This is a genomic window from Pseudoalteromonas ulvae UL12 (assembly GCF_014925405.1).
Taxonomy (GTDB): Bacteria; Pseudomonadota; Gammaproteobacteria; order Enterobacterales; family Alteromonadaceae; genus Pseudoalteromonas; species Pseudoalteromonas ulvae.
In genome coordinates, this window is the sequence record NZ_AQHJ01000029.1 from 208,838 (window position 1) to 230,888 (window position 22,051).

Annotated in this window: 19 protein-coding genes; 9 read left to right on the top strand and 10 right to left on the bottom strand. The window is 41.7% G+C overall.

Annotated features, from left to right (window positions below; all coding sequences use genetic code 11):
- Window positions 1-140: 140 nt before the first annotated feature.
- The 5 genes from PULV_RS13385 to PULV_RS13405 form a co-directional block, all read right to left on the bottom strand.
- Entirely contained in the window at window positions 141-524 is a 384-nt protein-coding gene (locus tag PULV_RS13385; protein ID WP_227009406.1) for a DUF1294 domain-containing protein, read from the bottom strand.
- A 237-nt stretch (window positions 525-761) separates the two neighbouring features.
- Entirely contained in the window at window positions 762-1,580 is an 819-nt protein-coding gene (locus PULV_RS13390; protein WP_086744707.1) for an ABC transporter permease subunit, read from the bottom strand.
- On the bottom strand, window positions 1,581-2,483 hold the full coding sequence (locus PULV_RS13395) for an ABC transporter permease subunit (protein ID WP_140372855.1): 903 nt from the start codon (window positions 2,481-2,483) through the stop codon (window positions 1,581-1,583).
- Window positions 2,480-3,592 (bottom strand): ABC transporter ATP-binding protein, encoded by a 1,113-nt coding sequence (locus PULV_RS13400; protein ID WP_405127492.1) that lies wholly within the window; start codon window positions 3,590-3,592, stop codon window positions 2,480-2,482. Before PULV_RS13400 ends, PULV_RS13395 begins: the two co-directional genes overlap by 4 nt.
- Window positions 3,593-3,668: 76 nt before the next feature.
- Entirely contained in the window at window positions 3,669-4,784 is a 1,116-nt protein-coding gene (locus PULV_RS13405; RefSeq protein ID WP_193331974.1) for a polyamine ABC transporter substrate-binding protein, read from the bottom strand.
- A 799-nt stretch (window positions 4,785-5,583) separates the two neighbouring features.
- Between PULV_RS13405 and PULV_RS13410 the strand changes: the two genes are divergently transcribed.
- The gene (locus PULV_RS13410) at window positions 5,584-7,824 is read left to right on the top strand and encodes a TonB-dependent receptor (RefSeq protein ID WP_086744705.1); all 2,241 of its coding nucleotides are present in this window, start codon (window positions 5,584-5,586) and stop codon (window positions 7,822-7,824) included.
- A 101-nt stretch (window positions 7,825-7,925) separates the two neighbouring features.
- On the opposite strand, the gene PULV_RS13415 is transcribed toward PULV_RS13410, so the two are convergent.
- On the bottom strand, window positions 7,926-9,272 hold the full coding sequence (locus PULV_RS13415; RefSeq protein WP_193331975.1) for an alpha/beta hydrolase: 1,347 nt from the start codon (window positions 9,270-9,272) through the stop codon (window positions 7,926-7,928).
- A gap of 18 nt (window positions 9,273-9,290) precedes the next feature.
- Window positions 9,291-10,034 (bottom strand): helix-turn-helix domain-containing protein, encoded by a 744-nt coding sequence (locus tag PULV_RS13420; protein ID WP_193331976.1) that lies wholly within the window; start codon window positions 10,032-10,034, stop codon window positions 9,291-9,293.
- A gap of 131 nt (window positions 10,035-10,165) precedes the next feature.
- Between PULV_RS13420 and PULV_RS13425 the strand changes: the two genes are divergently transcribed.
- From PULV_RS13425 to PULV_RS13455, 7 genes are all read left to right on the top strand, one after another.
- The gene (locus PULV_RS13425; protein ID WP_193331977.1) at window positions 10,166-10,519 is read left to right on the top strand and encodes a hypothetical protein; all 354 of its coding nucleotides are present in this window, start codon (window positions 10,166-10,168) and stop codon (window positions 10,517-10,519) included.
- Window positions 10,509-11,315 (top strand): DUF2145 domain-containing protein, encoded by an 807-nt coding sequence (locus PULV_RS13430; protein WP_193331978.1) that lies wholly within the window; start codon window positions 10,509-10,511, stop codon window positions 11,313-11,315. Before PULV_RS13425 ends, PULV_RS13430 begins: the two co-directional genes overlap by 11 nt.
- A 226-nt stretch (window positions 11,316-11,541) precedes the next feature.
- The gene (locus PULV_RS13435; RefSeq protein WP_086744700.1) at window positions 11,542-12,792 is read left to right on the top strand and encodes an alpha/beta hydrolase; all 1,251 of its coding nucleotides are present in this window, start codon (window positions 11,542-11,544) and stop codon (window positions 12,790-12,792) included.
- 169 nt (window positions 12,793-12,961) lie between these two features.
- Window positions 12,962-16,174 (top strand): choice-of-anchor A family protein, encoded by a 3,213-nt coding sequence (locus tag PULV_RS13440; RefSeq protein WP_193331979.1) that lies wholly within the window; start codon window positions 12,962-12,964, stop codon window positions 16,172-16,174.
- Between the two features lie 105 nt (window positions 16,175-16,279).
- Window positions 16,280-16,495: a ParD-like family protein gene (locus PULV_RS13445; RefSeq protein ID WP_086744698.1), complete on the top strand. Its 216-nt coding sequence runs from the start codon at window positions 16,280-16,282 to the stop codon at window positions 16,493-16,495.
- Entirely contained in the window at window positions 16,492-17,268 is a 777-nt protein-coding gene (gene map, locus PULV_RS13450) for a type I methionyl aminopeptidase (RefSeq protein ID WP_193331980.1), read from the top strand. The genes PULV_RS13445 and map overlap by 4 nt, the downstream gene beginning before the upstream one ends.
- Complete coding sequence (locus PULV_RS13455) at window positions 17,268-17,825, top strand: ribonuclease H family protein (RefSeq protein WP_086744696.1); 558 nt, start codon at window positions 17,268-17,270, stop codon at window positions 17,823-17,825. Before map ends, PULV_RS13455 begins: the two co-directional genes overlap by 1 nt.
- A 40-nt stretch (window positions 17,826-17,865) precedes the next feature.
- On the opposite strand, the gene PULV_RS13460 is transcribed toward PULV_RS13455, so the two are convergent.
- Window positions 17,866-18,663 (bottom strand): AraC family transcriptional regulator, encoded by a 798-nt coding sequence (locus PULV_RS13460; protein ID WP_193331981.1) that lies wholly within the window; start codon window positions 18,661-18,663, stop codon window positions 17,866-17,868.
- Window positions 18,664-18,745: 82 nt separating this feature from the next.
- Here PULV_RS13460 and PULV_RS13465 point away from each other — a divergent pair, with 82 nt between their 5' ends.
- Entirely contained in the window at window positions 18,746-19,891 is a 1,146-nt protein-coding gene (locus PULV_RS13465) for an MFS transporter (protein ID WP_193331982.1), read from the top strand.
- Here the strand turns inward: PULV_RS13465 and PULV_RS13470 are convergent, their stop codons facing one another.
- Both PULV_RS13470 and PULV_RS13475 read right to left on the bottom strand, forming a co-directional pair.
- A complete protein-coding gene (locus tag PULV_RS13470; protein WP_193331983.1) occupies window positions 19,892-21,622 on the bottom strand; it encodes a BamA/TamA family outer membrane protein in 1,731 nt (576 codons plus the stop codon).
- 138 nt (window positions 21,623-21,760) lie between these two features.
- Window positions 21,761-22,045 (bottom strand): DUF3630 family protein, encoded by a 285-nt coding sequence (locus PULV_RS13475; protein WP_086744692.1) that lies wholly within the window; start codon window positions 22,043-22,045, stop codon window positions 21,761-21,763.
- Window positions 22,046-22,051 lie beyond the last annotated feature (6 nt).

Sequence of the window (22,051 nt, forward strand, 5' to 3'; positions counted from 1 at the left end):
GCTTTGTATAAATGCCCAACCATTTGCTGCAAAAAATCACGAAAGATCAACTGCCCTCGTAAAAGGGTGATGGATTGAGTATAGACTCAATGGTGCTATGGTGATTTTTATTCCCACCTTTATGATTGCAACACTGAGCGTTACGATAAGTTCAGCTTTTCAAGCCCGCGTAAAATAGGCTGCAAAAACGACGAAAATAAACACGTTAATAAGGCTAGATTCCCGATCACGGTTAACCAAAACACATTGCGAAATGGACGTTTAGTTGATTTGTGACGAAGAAGTTGCTGCGCCCAAATCGCACCTGGCCACCCTCCACAAAGAGCAAAAAGATGTAAGGTGCTTTCTGGTGTGCGCCAATCACCATTTTTGGCTTTATGTTTATCAAGCCAATAAACGATAAACGTCACCCCGCTTAAAAATAAATATAAGGTTGTGATCAGATGTGGGATCAGATTGAACCATGCACCGAGTAACAAGCAGATCACCATGCTATTGGCTAAATAGAGTGAAAACTTAGCCATTATTGCATGCCTACAAGTACGAACTGTATGCTGTTGCAGGTTGGGTACATATAGTTGTTTCAACAAGAAAAAAATTGAGTTTACCAGCTTTGACTCATAACTCAATTTCAAGTAAAGAAGAGGATAATAAGGGAGGTTATTTGTTAATTAAGTTTGGGCGACGACGAATGACGGTCTTTTGCAAACGTGCCATTTAGGTGCGCAGATTGCCCAGTGGTGGCACTGGGCGTGAAGAGATTAAATGTGGCGCTTGAGTTGAGCTTGTTCTTTTTTATACATAATGATGCCAGATACTAAAACGGCAAAACTCACGACAGCAATTATAATCGTCGCTAAAGCGTTGATTTGTGGGCTGACACCTAAGCGAACACTGGAATACACCACCATAGGTAACGTGGTTGCACCTGGGCCTGAAACAAAATTAGCCACCACTAAATCGTCCATCGATAAGGTGAATGCCAATAACCAGCCAGCAGCAAGGGCGGGAGCTATGAGTGGCAGTGTAATGGTAAAAAAGACCTTAAGGGGTTTTGCACCTAAGTCCAATGCCGCTTCTTCAAAAGAGCGATCCATATTTTTCAGACGGCTTCGCACAATGACAGTGACATAGGCCATCGAAAACGTACTGTGTGCTAAGACTATGGTTAACATGCCGCGATTTTCTGGCCAGCCAAACATATCTTTGAGTGCCACAAAGAGCAGTAACATTGATAAGCCGATAATAATTTCGGGCATCACTAATGGCGCTGTGGTCATAACTTCAAGGGTTTGTTTTCGTTTTGATTTAGGAAAACGCACTAAGGCAATCGCAGCGAATGTGCCAAGCACGACCGCGAGCCAAGCATTAAAAAACGCAATTTTAATACTCAGCCAAGCAGCGCTCAGTAAAGGTTCGTTATTTAATAACTCGACGTACCATTTGGTACTAAACCCAGCCCAAACCGTCACTAAACGGCTTTCGTTAAATGAATAAATAATCAGGCTAAAAATCGGTGCATATAAAAATGCAAAACCAATTAACAGCACGATAATCGAGAGTAATTTTGTTTTTTTCATTTAAATATCGTCCACCACTTTGCGTTCATAATTTTGCATAAAAATGAATGGAATAATCAGTGCAATCAGTAATACCGTGGTTAAAGCCGAGGCAACTGGCCAATCTTTATTATTGAAAAATTCAATCCACATCAGCTTGCCGAGCATTAATGTATCAGGCCCGCCCAGTAAGTCAGGAATAACAAATTCGCCCATAACAGGAATAAAGACCAACATAGAGCCGGCTAAAATGCCTGGCACAGATTGCGGTAAAGTAATAGTGAAAAACTGCGTGATGGGTTTGGCGCCCAGATCCGCTGCGGCTTCAAGTAATGAACGGTCGAGTTTCACTAAGGTTGCATACAGTGGCAGTATAAAAAACGGCAAATAGCTATACACAATGCCGATATAAACAGCAGTAGGGGTATGAAGTATCTCCAGTGGTTGGTCAATAATGCCTAGCGAGATTAAAGTGTTATTGATGACACCATTGCTTTTTAAAATCCCAATCCATGCATACACACGAATTAAAAATGAGGTCCAAAAAGGTAAGATAATCAGCATCATTAACGGCATACGCCACTTTTTGTCGGCTGTGGCAATAGCATACGCCATTGGAAAGCCAACTAAAATACATAATATTGTCGAAATAAAAGCGACTTTTAGTGAGCCGAGCAAAGCGCTGAAATACAGTGAGTCTTCAAGTAATAACAGGTAGTTGGCAAAGTTAATTTTAAGGGTCACTAAGCCATCTTCGACATCTCGAACTAAGTCAAGATAAGGCGGTTGGGCTAAGGCTGCTTCCGATAAGCTAATTTTAAGCACAAACAAAAAGGGCAGCACAAAAAACAACGTTAGCCAAAACGTCGGAATAGCGGTAATGATTGTTTGACTACGCAGCTTGAGTCTTAACTGAGGCATCATTGCGTTAAAATCCCACAGCTGTATGGAGACCAATTTAGCGAGACAGTTTGATCCCAAGTAAACGGTTGCTCAGCGAGAGGTTGAATGTTCGATTGCGTAAATTTGATTCGTTTGCCGCTCTCGAGCTGCGCATGGTAAATCGAGACATCCCCCAAGTACGCAATTTCTTTAATTACACCCGTCACTGCATTGGGCGAGTCGGTTTCACCTTGGTGTACTTTAATTTTCTCAGGTCTGACAACCACACTGACTTCCATGCCAGCTACAAGAGGTTGGCCATGACTAACCTGAATCTCAGTGCCTAAATCATCACTGTGAATGGTCACTATGTCTTCTTCTTGTGAGATCACCACACCGTGCGTGATATTGGCTAAGCCGATAAATTTAGCCGCATACACAGAAGATGGAAATTCATACATACGTCGTGGTGTATCGAGTTGCTCAATGCGTCCTTCGTGCATCAGTGCAATACGTGTCGACATGGTCATGGCTTCTTCTTGATCATGAGTGACAACAATAAAGGTCGTTTTAAGACGTTCTTGAATATTCACTAATTCAAATTGTGTTTCTTCACGCAGTTTTTTATCTAGCGCACCAAGGGGCTCATCGAGCAATAATATTTTAGGGTGTTTTGCTAATGAGCGAGCCAAAGCGACCCGTTGGCGTTGCCCGCCTGAGAGTTGATCGGGTTTACGGTTGGCAAATTTGCTAATTTGCACCAAGGCCATCATTTCATTGACTCGCTCTTTACGGGCTTGGCGAGACATTTTTTCTTGTTTTAATCCATAAGCAATATTGTCAGCCACTGTCATGTGAGGAAATAAGGCGTACGATTGAAACATCATGTTCACTGGGCGCTCGTAGGGCGGTAAATCCGTCACATCTTGGCCATCGATGATAATCCGGCCGCTGCTTGGGGTTTCAAAGCCTGCAAGCATACGCAGTAGAGTGGTTTTTCCACATCCTGAGGCACCTAATAACGAGAAAAATTCCCCTTGGTGGATCTCAAGGTTAATGTTATCAACCGCGTAAGTGGCGCCAAAATTTTTAGTTAGGTTTTGTATTTGAACGATGGGGACGTCAACAGGCTCAGTTTGAGTCATTGGCATGCGTACCTTTATGAAAAAATAAAATGTTTCGGCGCTGAGCGCCGAAATAAATGAGTGTAGATAATTAACCGAAAAATTACATGTTGGTTTTTAGGCGTGTCCATAGACGATTAAGAGTACGGCTCTCTTTGTCTGACGGGCTATGTAAGATCACTAACTTTTCAAGTGTCGCTTTCGGCGGATAAATCCCAGGATCGGCTGTGATTTTTGGATCCACAAATGAGTCAGCTTGGTTGTTTGCATTGGCATAAGAAACATAGTTAGTCACTTGTGCGATTTCTTTCGGGCGCATCATAAAGTTAATAAATTGATGAGCTGCCGCAACATTTTTAGCGTCTTTGGGAATTGCCATTACATCAGTCCAGACAACAGCGCCTTCTGCTGGGGCTAAATAAATAATTTCAACGCCATTGTTTGCTTCTTCTGCACGTGCTTTTGCTTGTAATACATCGCCTGAGTAACCATGAGCCACACAACTATCACCATTTGCTAAGTCATTGATGTACTGAGAGCTATGGAAATATTTAATATGTGGGCGAATTGCTTTGATCGTCTCGGCCGCACGCTCGGTGGCTTTTTTACTAAAATCAGATGGATCATTGCCGTTAAAAATTCGCACTGCCGTGAACACTTCGGTTGGGTCGTCCATCAAAGAGACCCCACAACTTGCTAATTTAGACACTATTTCAGGGTTGAAAAGCAGTTGCCACGTATCGAGTGGCATGTCATTGCCTAAAATTTCTCTGACTTTTTTCACATTAATCCCCACTCCTGTCGTGCCCCATAAATACGGGACCAAGTGGGTATTATTGGTATCTAAGTCAACTAATGAATTTAAAATAATCGGGTCGATATTGGCTAAATTGGTTAGCAGTGATTTATCAAGAGGTTGATAAATACCGGCTTTAATATGGCGTCCGGCAAATGGGCGTGAGGTTGGAAACACTAAATCATAGCCGCTGTTTCCTGCAAACAGCTTTGTTTCTAAAATTTCATTAGAATCATACACATCATAAGTGACCTTAATGCCAGTTTCTTTTTCAAAATTCGCTACTGTATCAGGCGCAATGTAATCAGACCAATTGTAAAGGTGCAGAGTCTGTTGCTCATTGGCAACAACCGCATTGCTGAGTGATAAACAGGCCGATAACGCAACAAACACGGCTCCCGTTTTGAATAAAGAGTGAAACATGGCATAGCTCCTGTAAATGTTGATGCTAGCTTAATGTAGAAGCTAATTGGTGTTTTTTGCATCAAAAATATGATTTAGGAGGAGAAATATGACAAAAAAAAATAAAAATGGAAAGCAAATAAATCAGCACAATAATGAATTATTTTTATAGTAAAAATAAAGTATTTGAGTGATTGAATTTAATAGTTTTTATTTGGTTTAGGGGTTGTTGATCTTTCGTGATGATTTTTGCAGCGAATTGTTGGGTATTTATACAAGGCAGCGCTTTTGTGGTGTAGCGAGCTACACGAAAAAGCGATAACGCAGTAGAAATACCCAACAAACGCTGCCCGAAGGGTTCGGCTAAAAGCGTATTTCTCTTTGTTGAGCAGTATTTGCTTAGAATGACTAGGCTACACACTGCTCGCCGTGATAAAAACGCTTTTATCTCGAACAAAATTAAACCACGAAAGATCAACAACCCCTAGTATAAAGGCTCTATTGATGGTTTTTATGTTGAAGGATTGATTGCATGAATGAAGCGAGTACGTGGTTTTATTCTCGGTACTGATTGAGCAAGTGCTGCATGTTTTGCGCGGGTGAAACCTCACTTAAGTAAGGACTTTTTATGTTACTGTTGAGTTTAGTGAAATAATTACTGATTTTTGTTTTCATAAAATACTTGCAATGCGTTATATTATCCTTCCAGAGGAGAGATGTTGCTAAGCAGCGTCTTTTTTTATGTCTAGGTTTTACTGGTAGGGTGTTTTATCCACACAGTCAACCTCCCCCTCACAGACGCAATCCTTTGGAGAAGAGTTTGAAATCACAACATCGTTTTACTGCAAAATTATCCGTTCTAAATCTTGCTGTTTGCTTAAGTTTATCTGGTCATGCAGTTGCAGAGACAACCGAAGCAAGCACTGCTGATAAAAACAGTTTTGAGAAAATAGAAGTGACAGCGCGTAAACGCACTGAAAGTCTGTTTGAATCACCTACGGCGATTTCATCAATTGGTGCGGGTTTAATTGATAGTGCCAATATGAGCAACCTTGATGATATAGGAAAATATGTTCCTAATCTGAATATTACTCGTTATGGCGTAGGTAATGCTGCTCATGCTTCGGTCTTTATTCGTGGTATTGGTTTGCAAGATCATATTATTACCACCGATCCAGGTGTTGGGGTTTATTTAGATGGTGTGTATCTAGGTCGCCAAATGGGCGCAAACTTATCATTACCAAACGTCGAGCGTGTTGAAGTATTACGTGGCCCTCAAGGTACCTTGTATGGTCGCAACACCTTAGGTGGCGCTGTGAATATAATTACTAAGCAGCCTGGTAGCGATAATATCGTGACTGTTAACGCCAAAGCGGGAAGCCGTGGGCGTGTTGCGGGTGATGTTTATTTAAATAGCGAAGTGAGTGAGAGCGTTAGTTTTTCTGCCAGTGGTTCGTATAAAAAACGTGATGGTGTGGGTAAAGCAATCAACCTTGCAAATCCTGAAAAAGAAATCGGTGAAGAAGAAGAGCTCAGTGGTCGTATTGCCGCTAAATTCACGGTGAATAATGCGCTGAGTTTCACATTTACAGCCGATGCTGTTGATAATGAAGCTGGTCAATCACCTTATACGATTGAATTTACTGAACCACTTGATGGAAGCAATCCATTTAACGGTGATTTCCCATTGTTGACGCCGGATATGATCCCAAGTAATCCAGATGATTTGGCAACGACAGTCGCAGGGATTGAATCGACGGGTTATTCAGGTTGGGGCACTGCTTTAACTGCTGATTGGCAAGTGAATGATGTATATACCGCAAAATTTATCAGCAGCTTTAGAAGTTCTGAATATGAAGGTGGTTTGGATGATGATGCCTCAGCATTGAATCTGTCAGAGTTTCCAGAAGAAGGCGGTGCAGATCAATACTCATTTGAAATTCAAGTGAATGCCACGTATGAAAATATGGACTTTGTTTCTGGACTTTATTACTTCAACGAAGATGGTTACACCCGCTCTGGACCTTTTGTGTTTAGCCCTTGGAATACGCCCAATGGTTTACTCAATGATGGAGTCACTCCGTCGTTTGGTGATTATGGTTACTTTGATATCAATCAAGTGACTGACTCATACGCGCTGTATTTTAATACCAGTTATGATGTGAGCGATCGTCTGACTGTTGGCGGCGGTTTGCGTTACTCTCAAGATGAGAAAAAAGCAGATGCTCAATTCCCTTCTTTTGCAGAACGAAAGTTTGAAAGTGCCAAGTTTGATGCTGTTACCTGGGATATCAATGCATCGTATAAATTAGACAATGATATGAATGTGTACGGGCAAGTACAAAAGGGCTATCAAACAGGTGGGTTCCCTCCGCGTCCGTTTGGTGGGCCAGCACAGTTTGTATCATTTGATGAAACCCATGCAATTAACTACGAAATGGGCTTAAAAGGCCAAGTTCTTGATAATGTATCGATGTTACTAGCTGTTTTCAAAACAGATTACACTGATTTGGCTTTACCATTTTCAGATCCAACCGCGGGTGGTGGATTTGTAACTATCGTTGAAAATGCGGGTGAATCAGAAGCGATGGGCTTTGAGCTTGAAACGACCATTGCGGTCACACCTGACTTTAGTATCCGCAGTGCGATTGGTTACCTTGATGCTGAAATTACCCATGTTGATGAGGGCGTAATTGGTATTGGTAAAGGCGATACACCTGCGTTGACACCGAAATGGACTGTGATGGTTGCGCCTTCTTACTTTGTTGATTTAAGTAATGGTGCCACCGTTGCGATGAACGCTAATTACTCTTACCGCAGTGAGATTCAAGGGCAATCTGTTTATAACGCATCTGAGACGATCGATTCCCGTGAATTGGTAGGCTTTAATGTGTCGTATCAAGCACCTGAAGGTGATTGGGAAGTGACACTTTATGGTGAAAATGTCTTGAATGAAGTGTATGACCAAGGTCGATTACAGCAAAGTGGTTTTGTTGGCGTGATGCGCAGTAATGACCGCAGTGAGTTTGGTATTAAATTCCGTCAAGACTTCGATTTGTAATTCGTTTTAGCTGATTAAGCTGAGCACAGGTTCAGAGGTGTATGCTCCAGAGTTCAGATTAATCAAATAGGGCGCGACATGTTCGCGCCCTGTTTTTTTTGTTATTGAATGAATTCACCAATACTGGCCAGCATGTGTGGGTAGTAAGGGTTAAATGTCAGGCGTTTGATTGGACTAAAAGCCTGAATATTATCAGCGGTTGTTTCACCGACATTCACCTGCTCTTGTGTTTTACATGCTTGGTATAAATCTGGTTTGCTTAAGTAATGACCACAGTTACGATACACGCCATCCACGCCATAATGAGGATTACTTGGGCTGTTGGTTGGAGATGTATGGGCTATCTCTTTGACTTGCGCGCACAGTGATGTTTGCTTACAACTTGGGATCACTAAGGCTTGCTGTGTATCAAGTAGCGGCTGCGCTTTGTCGCGTTGTCCATAATAAATCACTTTATCTTGTTTTTGGCTGCGTCGGTCAGGATTTTGATACCAAAATTTGGCTAATTTTAAACTGGCACGTGTCTCGATGGTTTGATCGACTTCACTTGCAATCAGCAATAGTGGGATATCATGACGGTTGAGGGTGTTAAATTGCTTTTCCTCGATGCGATTCATTAGGCTATAGACTTGCGCCCCGGCATTAAATGAAAACGATTCATACTTGGCAAAATCCACATCGGCGTCTTTATCGAGCCATGTCACAAATGGAATGGCAGCGATGTATTTGGCTAACCACGCTTGTTCACTTTTGGCTTGTGAGGCGGGAGACCACATTAATAGCCCTTTAATCTTATCGCTCACCTGAGCTTGGTGCATCAAATGATCAAAAATCAGCGCGCCTCCAGTCGAAAAGCCACCTAAATAGACTTGCTCAAAATCAGCAATCGTTCGCTCAATGGCATAACGTGCGCTTTGTTGCCACTGCGTCATCTTGATGTTGGCTAAATCTGCTGGGGCAGTACCATGTCCGGGTAATAAAATGGTCCGAACATTAAAGCCTTGTTGATAAAAATACCCCGCTAAATCATGAAATAAATAGGGTGAATCGGTCAGGCCATGAATAAGTAAAATGGCTTTATGGTTATTTGGCTGGCGCAGTTCAAAAGGAGCTATGAGGTCACTGACCACTTGAGCATGGGGGACGCGCTGCTGCACCTGAGTCACCGCGGTAGAAATGGGGCACGGTCGTTGTGCGTGAGGGTTGCGCGCTTCGATGAGTGCTTTGCTTATATTGAGGTATTCACTAAATGCGAGGGTCTGATCAAACTGGTACTGCGCTGAACTCGACTGCATCGCTTCTCGATATAAACCATGTTTTTTAGCTTGGATAATATGGTTAAAGTCTTGGTTTATCGTTAGACAATTATAAGGGTCTTGCTCGGCATGCACATTGGCTGCGAGTAACAGAGTCAATGCAGTAAGCATGCATTTTATGGTGTGTTTCATATCAATAACATCCTGTGTTTAATCGGGTTGAGTTCGCTTTAATTGCTCAAAAAAAGAGATTTGCCAAGGTCGCATTGCCATGAGTAAACCAACATGTTGGCGTTTTGCTAAAGGCAACTGTGCATCTTCTTGATTGAGTAATGCCACTTCTTTCGTTAATTGGTTGAGCTTACGTTCAATAATGGCGAGTGAACTTGAAGAGTAACTCCCGCGTAAATAAAAACGAAAACAATTAGGCTGATCAAACTTATCGGCCATAAATGTGCTGATCACTTCGCGTTCCATAAACTTGGCTAACGGGCCGCTAGGGATCCAACGAAAATCTTGTGCAATACGCAGTTTATAATGATTGTTTGGCAATAAATCGATCATTTTTAATTTATCAAGCTTGGCAAGCAATTGAATGCACTCATGCTGACTGATTTGATATTGGCGAATAATTTCATCAAATTGCCAGCCATCACGCACGCACACCGCGACCAAAAATAGCTTAGGATCGTCAATTAGTTCTTGCTCTTGCTCTAAGGTTAATTGCGTGAGTTGCTCGGTTTGTTTTTCAGCAAGTAAAAACAAGTCAGATAAATTGATGTGAATGAGCTGACAAATTTCCTCTAATCGCTCTAACGTAAAACTTTGCGTGGCAAAAATACGCTTAATATTGGCTTCACTCATGTTTAAGGCTTGTGCGACATCTTTATAAGTAAGCTGATGCTGCTTAAGCAAGCGTTTTAGTGTTTGATTAACGTGTTTGATTTGACTCATAGGTTTAACAGAAACTTAAAGTATTGAATTACTATACTTTAAGTTTCTGTTAAGTAAACAAAGTCTGACGTGATTTACATAACATCGGAATCATTTATTGTAATGACGCTTTAAACAATTAAGGATTCATTATGAAAAAAGTTATTTCAATCATGGTATTAACAAATGTTTTATTGTCAGGGAATGTGTTTTCATCAGAGGCGATGACCCACAGTGCTAAAGCAAGTAAACACTTAGCATTGGCCGTGAGTAAAGGCGCGCAATCGGTTGGTAAAGTAGCAAGTGTTGCGGTTGCCGTCCCTGTCATCGTAGTGGGCGGATCCGCTATGGCTGTTGGGAGTGCCAGTGTTGCTGGTGCTCAGCGAGTCTTAGATGCGACAGTGAGCAAAAAACCTTTGGTAATTACTGACAAAGCGCTTACGGCTGATTTACCACCCAATAAACAGATGTTGATTAACAAGGACACATCACCTAATGAAGCTTAATGACTTTGTTTCTAAATGGGTAATACTGCTGGCGATCTTAATATCGCCGGCAGTATTTGCAGGCAGCACAGCTAAGCAAAGCGCTCATTTTTCAGCTGAGCAAATAAGCGCATTTGCAAAAGATGTAGAATATTATGCTGCAAAACAGGGTGCGCGAGCATTTATCATTGCCCGAGTTGGGCGCCCAGCAAGTTCATTACCAAAAGGTGTATCCTATACACATACCGCGGTGGCTATTTACTCTGATATCACACTCGCTGATGGCGCGGTCGAGCAAGGTTATGCCATTCATAATTTATATCAACAAGCAGAAAATAGTGCGCAAAGTGAGCTTGTAATTGATTACCCGGTTGATTTCTTTTGGGGAGCGCAGCAATTAAAAGCGGGTATTTTAATCCCAACGCCACAATTGCAGCAGCAATTAATTGAGTTAGTCGCCAGCGGCCAACATCGAAAGTTACATAACCCGAATTATTCAGTCATTGCTAATCCATTTAATAATCAATTTCAAAATTGCACAGAATTCACTTTAGATATGCTTAATGCGGCAATTTATCACACGACTGAGTCGAGCAAACTGAAACAAAACGCCCTTGCGTATTTTAAGCCACAGGTTATTAAGACAAATCCATTGAAATTGATGTTTGGCGCACTGCTGTTAGATGAAGTCAGTACAGCTGATCACCCACGACAAATTCAGACTGCGACCTTTTCGAGTCTTGTTGCTTATTTAAAACGTTATCAATTGAGCGATGAGGCCATTCATTTTACAAGTCAAGCAATCACAGTAATCTAAGGGTTGCGCTTAGTAATCTGATAGAGGCACTGTTTAGCGATCACTCCCATGAATTTAACGGGTCTAGATGCGTTGTTGATGTGTAAATTTGCCTTGCCTTGAAACTCTCCGGCTGGAGAGTTTTGTAATTTTTATATAAATTAAATCAATTCGTTAGTAGGGCTATTAACTAGTTGGATAAGATCTTATGCTACAGTGAACGGGCTTTGATTGAAAAGGAATGGCAATGCGTTTATTTATATTCACTTTAGGTTGTTTATTTTGTGCATTTTGTACGGCAAACACTCTGACACAGACTCCGATTGTGACGGGGGAAATGATCACTCATCAATCTGCACTTTTCAAAGAAGAGCGTCGATTTATGGTGGCATTGCCAGAGCAGTACTCGCTTAATCAGCGTGATTATCCGGTGTTGTTTGTTATTGATGGCGATTTTCAATTTCAGCATGTTTCAGCCACGGTGCATAATTTAGCTCGCATAGGAAAAATAGCGCCCATGATTGTGATTGGTGTGGCAAATCAGGGTAATGCGGATTATCTAAAAAGTAATACTTGGACAAGTGAATCTGAAGGCAATGACTTTGGTGGCGTTGTGTTATTTGAACGTTACTTAAAAGAAGAGTTGATACCGTTAATCGAACAACAATATCGGATCGGTAGCCAAAGGGCGTTAGCAGGGTACTCGTTAGGTGGATTGTTTGTGATGCAGCAATACATAGCACCTGAGCCGCTATTTAATGCTTTTCTCGCGTTTAGTCCGAGCCTATGGTTTGACGAATATGGGTTTAAATCAACCCTAAGCACTTATTTAAGTGAAAAAGGAGTGGGGCAAGGGCCGTTATTTATCTCTTTGGCAAATGAAAAAGGCATGGGAATAAAACCCGTGGTTGATGTATTCAAAAACAAAGCTGCCAAAACGGCTCGTTGGCAGTTTAAACAGTACCCCGATGAAACGCATTACAGTACCGCTTTGCCAGCTTTGTATGATGGTTTGGTTTTTTTAATGCCTAATTACTTTATCGATTTAGACCAGATGATGGCGTTAAAAGATTATCAAGCAGTGCTTGATGAATTTGCGAATAGGTCAAAGCTGTGGAGTGGATTTCACTTTGGTTGGTTACAAAGTTACACCTTGAGTAAGTATTTTTTTGCATCAAAGCAAAGTGCACAGATCCCAACAGCCCTTACGTGGGTAAACACTCATTACCCAGATTCATATTTAGAGGTGCTGATCAATTTTGCTTTAGGGTTTAATAAAAAACAGCAACCAGAACAAGCGCGAGATTTACTCTTGAGCGCAGAAAAAATAGGAAAAGCACACCCTAAATGGCATTACCAATTAAGTTTAAGTTATCAAGCATTATCGCAAATAGATCTCGCGAAAACTCATCATCAGCAAGCCATTGAATTGGCCAAAAAGCATCAGCTTGAAAGTTGGGAGTATTGGGAGTTATCGCCACATCAACGCTTTGATTAAAAGAGTCTTTAGCGCGCAGTAATATCGGGTAATACTTTTAAAGTCCCTATCTCATTACACTAAATAGTGTCACAGATTACGTTAATGCCTTTAACGCAATCTGTGTAAAAAAATTGGATTAAAATTATTCAATTCTGTAAAATTGCGCTCCTATTCTACGAGGGAAATTATGTTTAAACATAAATTAGCATTAATAGCGGGAGCTGTTGCAGCTGCTACAGGCAGCATGCATGCTACCGCAAGTGACAGCGCTGACATTGGGCTTTTATCAAATGGCTATTCAGTCATGGTGTGGCAAGATTTTATTGCTCGCTCTGGTTCTGGAAATGGCGCCATTGCAGCAGGTAATAATATCTATATAGATTATGATAATCCGAGCTTTAATAATCGTTATGGTGTAGCACAAAGTAATGGCGGGTACTCATTATCTTCAGGAAAAGTGACTACAACTGAAGCACTTGTTGCGGGTAATAATGTTGTTTTTGGCGAAAGTTCGGTATTCGGTAATATTTATGCGGGTAAGACGGTCGATTTGGCAAAAAACTATGTGCTAGGTGGTACAAAACAGAAATTTGAGAACGTTTCTGCAGATGATCTGCCATTTGATTTTGACGATGCCAAAGAAGATGCGACAGAATTAAGCCTAGAGTTAAACAAAAAAGACAGCACAGGCACAGTGACTTTAAAATCCAGTGCTGAGTTAGTGTTAACAGCTTCAAAAACGGATGATGATATTCAAGTTTTTACCATCAATGGTCAAGATGAATCAGGAAAGCCGTTTGATCTTGCAAATATCCGCTCTATTTATCTTGAAGGTGTTGATCAAGACACTACAGTTGTGGTCAATTTTAAAGGTGAGCACCCACAGTTGAGTGGTGGTTTGCATGGTTTTCATTCAGCAAAAACCGTTTTCAATTTTGCTGAAGCAACAACGTTGAACATCACTAGTTTTATCGACATTTTAGGAGTTGTTTTAGCGCCAAATGCAGATATCGAGTCATCTTCAGGTAATGCCTATATGGCAATCATTGCCAATAGTTTAGTGGCGCAAGGTGGCCCAGGTGCACAGCTAACGCTTAAAGGCGGTGTGTTTAGCGGTGATTTATCGTTAGATGATGACGATGATTCAGACGACGATGATGACTCGGACGACGGTGATACTGGCGGCGGTGATACAGGCGGCGGTGACACAGGCGGCGGTGATACAGGCGGCGGTGATACAGGCGGCGGTGATACAGGCGGCGGTGATACAGGCGGTGGTGACACTGGCGGTGGTGATACTGGCGGCGGTACAACTAAACCTCTAGCATGCAACGGGCTGTATGGTGTTAGCGGACGTGATGGTAAACCAATGGTTTACGTTGATTTGGAGAAAGGTATTGTAAATCAACCATTTGATTTTGATGCACCCAACCATAAATCAGATGCTGTAGCGTATGATGCTATTAATGATCGTCTTTATTACATCACTAAAACCAATGGCTCACTTGCACCTAAAGTGGCTTATGTTGATATGCAAACTGGTGCTGATGTTGAGTTGGCAACGATCGGTGGTGGATATCGTTTAGTATTTAGTCCAGACAGCACGCGCTTATTTGCCTCAAGTGGTCGCAATATAGTTGAAATCAATCCTACAAACGGCGCTGTGATCAGTACGATCCAACTTGCTGCGAATGACGAGTCAATTACATTCGGCATGGGTGATTTAGTCTTTATTAATGATGACTTACACATTGTTACTAAGCAGCATTTAGTTCTTGCTGATTTAGAAAACAAAAAAGCCACTGTGATTGGCAAGCATGGCGTTGATGGTGCAACGGGTGCTGAAGTGGGTGCCGATGGCCATTTATTAATTTCTAAAATTAATGCAGCAACATCGCAAACAACCATTTTTAAAGTTAATCCAAATCAGTTACAAGATCAGCCAGTAGTGATTGCAACCGTTGATTATGCAATTAATGATTTAGCACTGCGTGATTATGCCGGACAGACATGTGATACGGATGTTGTCGATCCTGTTGAGCCAACGATGCCATCCATCTTGGCAATCGAAGCAATCGCTGATCGTCAAGTTGAAGGTGATGCACTGATTGCTAAGGTCACATTGACTGGTGAAGAAGAAGCTGTATTAACGATTGATTTAGCGTCAAATACTGCGGATATCGATGTTGATTTTTCATCAAAAGTATCTGTTTCTTTTGACGATGGTCAAACTTGGCAGTCAAATATGGATGCAAAAGCTGGTTCTGTGACTGTTCCTAAAGGCGTGACTTCAGCCCTGATTAAAGTGGCGAGTATCACTGATGCTGATAATGAAGGTGATGAAAACTTCCGTTTAGCTGTTGCATTTAGTCATGCACCAGATGTAACTAAAACCGCATTATTAACTATCGTTGATAAGCCAGCTGGTGGCGGTAATGGTGGTGGTAATAACGGCGGTGGGACTGTGTGTGACATGCCACGAGTTTCCTTTATTACGGCTTTATCAATCTTTAATGGTGAATACACTCAAGATTCAAAAGCATTCACTTATGAAGGTGGAGAAATGCAGTTTGAGGTTGGATTTAATGGTCCAGCTCAATGTAATGGCAACTATCAATTTAATCTGAATGATATTGAGACCACTCAAGGCATTGATTATTCTGAGCGTGTTTCTGTCTCTTCTTTAAGTGATTCGCAGTGGCTGGATAATGTCAGTGTCGCTTCTGGTTCTGCTACGTATGCAGTCAAAGAAGGTGATGAAGGCTTTATTGTACGTGTGAAGACCTTAGCGGATACTCAAAAAGAGCAAAACGAAGTATTTACCTTGTCAGTATGGAGCAAATCGGATCAATCAGATGTGAAATACAAAGATCACTCGATTGAAAACAATGCGGATACCGATGCGGATGATAACCCAGGTACAGGTGATCCTGATGCAGGTAACCCAGGCTCTGGTAATCCAGGCACAGGCAGTGGAGATAGCTGCTCATCAGAAGATGAAGTGCCAGCGATGAAGTTTATTACTGCGCTATCAGTTGATGAAGGCCGTTCATACACCAAAGAAGGTGGACAAATGGAGTACTACGCTGGTTTTGAAAAAGAAGCGAGCTGCTCGGGTACTTTCTACTTTGAGTTTGTCGACAGACACACAGTGAAAGGTGTTGATTACTCGACACTGGTTGATATCGAAACGTGGGATGACCAAGCAAAGCAAACAAATGTTGATGCATCAGCAGTTGCAGCTGTACAGGTTGTAAAGGGTACCGCTGGCTTTACCATTACGCTTACAACGACCACTGACAATGAAGCTGAAGGCTTGGAAGAGTACTTACTTCATACTTGGCGTAAAGCTGATAAATCAGACCTTTATGTGAAAGATCATACCATCATGAATCGCTAAATTTCTTAAGTGAAGAGGGTAAAAGCGGCTTATTAAAGCCGCTTTTTTTGTGTTTAGTTTTAATGCGTATATACTTTGCGTGTGTTTTATATATAAAGCGTATTTATGGGTATCATTAAAGTTTCCGACCAACTCCATCAAGAAATTAGAAAAGCCAGTACTGTGATGGCGCGTTCGATTAACGCACAAGCAGAATTTTGGGCCAAAATGGGCATGTTAGCCGAGCTCAATCCGCACCTCACCTTTAATGAGCTAATTCAGCAAGAGCTTGCCAAGGTCGATTTACATTCTTTATCACATCATGAAAAGAGCAACCTATGAGTGACGTCATTATTAAAGATGCTGCGCAAATAGAGTTGATGCGCCATGCAGGAAAGTTATTAGCGCAGGTTTTTAAGGAGCTTGATTCGTTTGTTAATGCGGGCGTGTCGACCATGGCCATTAATGATTTTGTCGAGCGTTACATTGTTGAAGAGCTCAATGCTCGACCGGCGAGTAAAGGGCAATATGGTTATCAATACTCGCTCAATACATCTGTTAATGAAGTCATTTGCCACGGTATTCCAAGTGAAAATCAGATTTTAGAAGAGAGTAATATTATTAATGTCGATATCACTTTAGAAAAAAATGGCTATATCGCAGATTCAAGCAAAATGTATTTAATCGGCAGCTGTCAGCCACCTGCACAGCGCTTGTGTGATGTGACTTATCAGGCGATGTGGCAAGGGATCAAAGCGGTCAAACCGGGAGCCCGATTAGGGGATGTTGGTTATGCAATAGCCAGTTTTGCTCATCAACATGGTTACACTGTGGTTAAAGAATATTGTGGTCATGGCATTGGCGAGCAAATGCACGAAGCACCGCAAGTGCTGCATTATGGACGAATGAATACCGGAATGATCCTCGAACCCGGCATGACCTTTACTATCGAGCCAATGATCAACGAAGGCAAAGCCAAAGTAAAAAATTTAGCTGATGGCTGGACGGTGATCACCGCAGATAAAAAACTGTCGGCTCAATGGGAGCATACTATTTTAGTGACAGAGCTTGGGTATGAAGTCCTCACACTTCGCGACGAAGAAACGCTTTTTTAGTGACGCAACAAGCGGGTGATTTACCTCAGTTATATGGATACGATGCACTGTTACTGATTGACGCGAGTGTCGATCCTAAAAGTAAAATAGGTGTGGCTGGTTTTAGTATCATTGTGAGCTCAAAGAATAACGATTTGGCCATACAACAACCTCTCATTAAGACCCAAGTATTTGAACAAACCAGTTCAACTGATCTAGAGCTGCGCGCGGCTTTGTGGGCTCTCTCTGATGTTGTTGATTATCGGGGAGGGCTCGCAGTGGTCAGTGATTGCCAAACGTTATGTCAATTGCCAGAGCGTCGCGAGCGACTTCAAGCACGTCAATTTTGCAATCGTAGAGGCGTTCCATTAAAGCTGGCTGAACTTTATCGGAAAATATTGGCAAGTGCTGATTTCAGGCTCGAAACTACGGGGATGACACTGAATTTTATACACATAAAAGGGCATCGAAAATCATCTCAGCGCAGTGCACTTGAAGTTGAGTTCTCTCATTTAGATCAAACAGTGCGCAGGCATTTACGCTCATATCTAAAACTCAATCGACAGGATGGATCATAACAGCCGAGTGAGGTTGATGCTCTCATTTTGAGGGCTTGAATTAATTATGCTGGCGATATTGTTTTGGTGGTTGCCCCATTTGTTGTTTAAAGGCTGCGATAAAAGAGCTATCGCTGTCATAACCTAACGTGGCTGCAATGTCTTTAATCGGTAAATCCTGTTCTAATAGTGCAAGCGCCTTCATTATTCTGATCCTTTGTTTCCACTGATTAAACCCCATAGCAAAATGTCGTACAAACAAACGATGTAATGTTCGTGTCGAGGCGCCAACTTGCTTGGCAAAGTCTTGTAACGTCTGTTTGCTGTCTGGTTGGTGATTAAAGTGGTTGATAATGGGTTGTAGCCGTTTATCACTTATGTTGGGAATAAAAAAGTCTTGTCTTTTCGCCGCCGCCAATTGATCCACTAATACATCAATAAGGCGTTGTTTATCATCGCTGAGTTGATAGCCCTTGCCCCAATCGCATACTTCTAAAATCAAAGCTTGCAGTAAAGGGCTGACACTTAAAGTTAAAATATCAGCGCCAAGAGAAGTGGTAATCGGTGCCTGAAAATGTAAGCTGCGAAGACGGGTTGGATGCAGACAAGATATTTGATGGGTAACATTGGGTGGTAACCATAAAGCTTGTTGTGGTGGTACGACAAATAAGCCTTGCTCGGTTTCAATGTGTAAAACGCCTCGGCTTGAGTAGGCTAGTTGGGACCAAGGGTGAGCATGTTTAATGACTTGCGTTAAAGGGGTAAAGTCACCACAAAGTGGCATAACGGCATGAGGTAACCTATTCGGATAATGGGTATGTTGACGTTTTTTAAGGTGAGAACTTGGCTGATTATCCATGTATTTTGTCTTTATTGATGATATCAGACAGTGAAACTTAGCAATATACTGCAGAAAATCATAGTGAATGAGCTCAAATATCATGGAACAATTAAAAAAATGGCAAACCCCCTTTGTGTTTTTAGGGGTAGCCAGTGCTGTTATCGCCATCACGTTCAGTGCATGGATGGCTATGTTGAATAACTTTGCCATTGAACGAGCTCAGTTTGGTGGTGCAGAAATTGGTATCCTACAGTCACTTCGCGAAGTGCCAGGCTTTTTAGCCTTTACCGCAGTCTTTATTTTATTAATGATTAAAGAACAGACTTTGGCAGTCGTTTCGTTAGCACTTTTAGCTGTAAGCGTATCAATTACAGGGCTGTTTCCTACTATTTACGGCTTATATGCCACCACAGTGCTGATGTCGATTGGTTATCATTATTTTGAAACAGTTAATCAATCCTTGGCTTTACAGTGGTTTAAAAAAGATCAGGCTCCCCAGTTACTCGGTCGATTATTGTCGTTAACGTCGATAATTTCTTTATTGAGTTATGGTTTTGTCTGGCTTGGTTTTCATATTTTTTCTGCGCAATATCTTACTATGTATGCCATTTGTGGTGGGATAGGATTGCTCCTAACGATATTTTTATGGGTTAGCATGCCGGCTTTTAAGGCTGAGCATGTGCAGCATAAGCATTTAGTTTTACGAAAAAAGTACAGTCTTTATTATTTATTGACGTTTTTATCAGGGGCGCGCCGACAAATTTTTGTGGTTTTTGCCGGTTTCTTGATGGTCGAGAAATTTGGTTATAGCGTGGCGCAAATCAGTGCGTTATATATGCTAAATCACCTCATCAATATTTTTGCTGCGCCACAAATAGGCAAACTTATTCAGGTCATTGGTGAGCGAAAAGCGCTAACTTTAGAATACATTGGCCTTATTTGTGTATTTGTTGGTTATGGTGTGGTAGAGCAAGCCGAATGGGCTGCTTTTTTATACGTGGTTGATCATTTATTTTTTGCGATGGCGATTGCGCTCAAAACGTATTTTCAGAAAATAGCTGATCCGAAAGATATCGCATCAAGTGCTGGCGTGAGCTTCACCATCAATCATATCGCGGCAGTGATCATCCCTGCGGTATTTGGAATGATTTGGCTGATTAATGCCAGTCTAGTTTTTTACGCTGGTGCGATGCTAGCATGTTGCTCTTTGTTGGCTAGCCAATGGGTGAAGATCAACAACCCCTAGTTAGAATGAATTTTTAACGGTCATTAGCCATTGCACAGAGTCAATTTCATCTGGTGGATTGATAGGCATTGCTAAATCAAGGTGGATGACCGTTCGGGCATTGGCGCGACTAGGAGCAAGTCTAAGCCCAATGCCGACATTGTGTAAGATGTCTTGATTTCCAAGTAACTCAGGTGTTGTCCGTGTTTGATACCAGGCATGACCAATGTCATAGAATGCAGCCGCGCCCACTTTAAATAGTTGCAGTAAGTGATATTCCCAGTAATAGCGTTTTTCAACACTCAGTAACACGCTTCTATTACCAGATTGGTAGTTGAGCGGGTAACCGCGCAGGCCAGTTTCGCCTCCTAAGGTGATCTGCTGATCAGCGGTTAAGTTATCTCCTAAATTAATACGGATCAGCGAATACCAAGATTGAGTTAAATCTGTATTGTGATGCCATTGTACCGCGCCGGATAAGACAGCATTTTCTACTTCATTATCTTCAACATTCCAGTAGCCACGCAGGCTAGCATTGAAGCGCCAAAGGGTCTGACTATTTTGAAAAAGGGCTTTTTTTAATGAAGCTTCATACACTATTCGGGCATCATCATCACTGATCTGCTCGGGTGAATAACCGAGTCTCGTCAGAAGGTTCCAGCCTAAATTTAGATCTTCAGTACGATGGATTGAATCAAAATTATTAACTTTGATGTAGTTGTCTTCCAGCCAGTGCGCAGACATCCAAGGGAACGCTAATTTCCGGTCTTGTGCTCGGGTGATATTTGTCGCTGGAATATCCGAAAATTGATGATCTTCGACTTGAATACCAAAGCTGAGTCTGCGGATCCATTGTTCAGATTGAGAGGATGTCGCAAAATAGGCTGAATTGATTTTTGAATGTTGTTGGTACTGAGACACCACTAATCCATCGCGATATAAAGACTCAGTGCGGTTATTGGCATAACTCAGCATACCATAGCTGTAAGGAGTGCTGACAGAGTAAAAAGGCAAAGATAAATCGACGTAATGGCGCTCACCATCGTCGTTATCACCATACTCGAGCCGACCTTGGTAGCGACTGCCCCAAATATTAGGGTCTTCATAAATAAAATTGTACCCGCTACGCTCTTCATCTGAATTATAAGTCATGGATAAGCGTTTTCCCCATCCTAACAGATTGGTATCTCTGATCCCTAAACTTGAACTGTTTTGACCACCGGTACGGCTAAAGTCAACTTCGGGCATTAAGGTCCATAATTCCCGAGTGATAACAGTGACATCCACTTGATCTGCGCATGTTTGCTCTACTTTAATACGAGCATCGTAAAGATAGCGTTGATTTCTGAGCATGCGCTCAGACTCTAAGATCAATTTAGGATCGTATGGATCACCAGATTGGAACAGTAAGATATTATTGATGACACTTTCATCAGTGATTAAATGGATTTTATTTGCAAAGTTAAACAGGGCATTATTTTCATCTGGATTGTCAGCATTAAAAATATTCAAACGTTTAAATCGAATGTTAGCGACTGTCATGCCGGGTTGTGGAGTTGGTAAAGGATCCAGTTGATCCATCTGATAACGCATTTCAAATTCAGAGTACTGATCAGGGCGTGTTTGCCATTGGCAGCTTTGCTCTGATGCAAACACATTCGTGCTTTCAGCGCGAAGCTCTTCAGCCGAAACAAGGTGTCCGGCGAAGCTTGCAAAAATAACAGTACTAATTGAAATAAAAAGAGTTTTCATTAATCACCAAACACATTCGCTGTATTTTTAGTCTATATCAACTCCTGATTGGCTGCTTAATTATTTCACTATAAAGGTGAGCAAAAGCAGCTTCATGGCACTGTTTTTAAGGCCTTCAGCAGAGAAAATAATCTTCTGTTAGGCAATGATACTTCGTAGATCTCCGAGTAATTCTTCAGCAAAAGCCCCTTCACCAGAAATCCAGACACTGGCGCTGTAATGCTCAAAGTTGAGGTTGAAATGCTCTTCTTTAAAGCGAAAACGCTGCAGATGGCGATCAGCTCCTTGCTCAAATTCTTGAACGCTAATTTCCGTATGATGTAAAAAAATACTCGCCCAGAGCTCAAAATCATGATCTTCAGGCATGGTTTCGGGGGTAATGATCAGTACTTGATGCTGTTCATCGTAGATTATTGAGGTCATGAGTCA

Excerpts from the sequence above, each read along its gene's own strand:
- PULV_RS13385 (WP_227009406.1), bottom strand. The coding sequence starts at position 524 with ATGGCTAAGTTTTCACTCTATTTAGCCAATAGCATGGTGATCTGCTTG.
- PULV_RS13390 (WP_086744707.1), bottom strand. The coding sequence starts at position 1,580 with ATGAAAAAAACAAAATTACTCTCGATTATCGTGCTGTTAATTGGTTTT.
- PULV_RS13395 (WP_140372855.1), bottom strand. The coding sequence starts at position 2,483 with ATGATGCCTCAGTTAAGACTCAAGCTGCGTAGTCAAACAATCATTACC.
- PULV_RS13400 (WP_405127492.1), bottom strand. The coding sequence starts at position 3,592 with ATGCCAATGACTCAAACTGAGCCTGTTGACGTCCCCATCGTTCAAATA.
- PULV_RS13405 (WP_193331974.1), bottom strand. The coding sequence starts at position 4,784 with ATGTTTCACTCTTTATTCAAAACGGGAGCCGTGTTTGTTGCGTTATCG.
- PULV_RS13415 (WP_193331975.1), bottom strand. The coding sequence starts at position 9,272 with ATGAAACACACCATAAAATGCATGCTTACTGCATTGACTCTGTTACTC.
- PULV_RS13420 (WP_193331976.1), bottom strand. The coding sequence starts at position 10,034 with ATGAGTCAAATCAAACACGTTAATCAAACACTAAAACGCTTGCTTAAG.
- PULV_RS13425 (WP_193331977.1), top strand. The coding sequence starts at position 10,166 with ATGAAAAAAGTTATTTCAATCATGGTATTAACAAATGTTTTATTGTCA.
- PULV_RS13430 (WP_193331978.1), top strand. The coding sequence starts at position 10,509 with ATGAAGCTTAATGACTTTGTTTCTAAATGGGTAATACTGCTGGCGATC.
- PULV_RS13435 (WP_086744700.1), top strand. The coding sequence starts at position 11,542 with ATGCGTTTATTTATATTCACTTTAGGTTGTTTATTTTGTGCATTTTGT.
- PULV_RS13440 (WP_193331979.1), top strand. The coding sequence starts at position 12,962 with ATGTTTAAACATAAATTAGCATTAATAGCGGGAGCTGTTGCAGCTGCT.
- PULV_RS13445 (WP_086744698.1), top strand. The coding sequence starts at position 16,280 with ATGGGTATCATTAAAGTTTCCGACCAACTCCATCAAGAAATTAGAAAA.
- map (WP_193331980.1), top strand. The coding sequence starts at position 16,492 with ATGAGTGACGTCATTATTAAAGATGCTGCGCAAATAGAGTTGATGCGC.
- PULV_RS13460 (WP_193331981.1), bottom strand. The coding sequence starts at position 18,663 with ATGGATAATCAGCCAAGTTCTCACCTTAAAAAACGTCAACATACCCAT.
- PULV_RS13465 (WP_193331982.1), top strand. The coding sequence starts at position 18,746 with ATGGAACAATTAAAAAAATGGCAAACCCCCTTTGTGTTTTTAGGGGTA.
- PULV_RS13470 (WP_193331983.1), bottom strand. The coding sequence starts at position 21,622 with ATGAAAACTCTTTTTATTTCAATTAGTACTGTTATTTTTGCAAGCTTC.
- PULV_RS13475 (WP_086744692.1), bottom strand. The coding sequence starts at position 22,045 with ATGACCTCAATAATCTACGATGAACAGCATCAAGTACTGATCATTACC.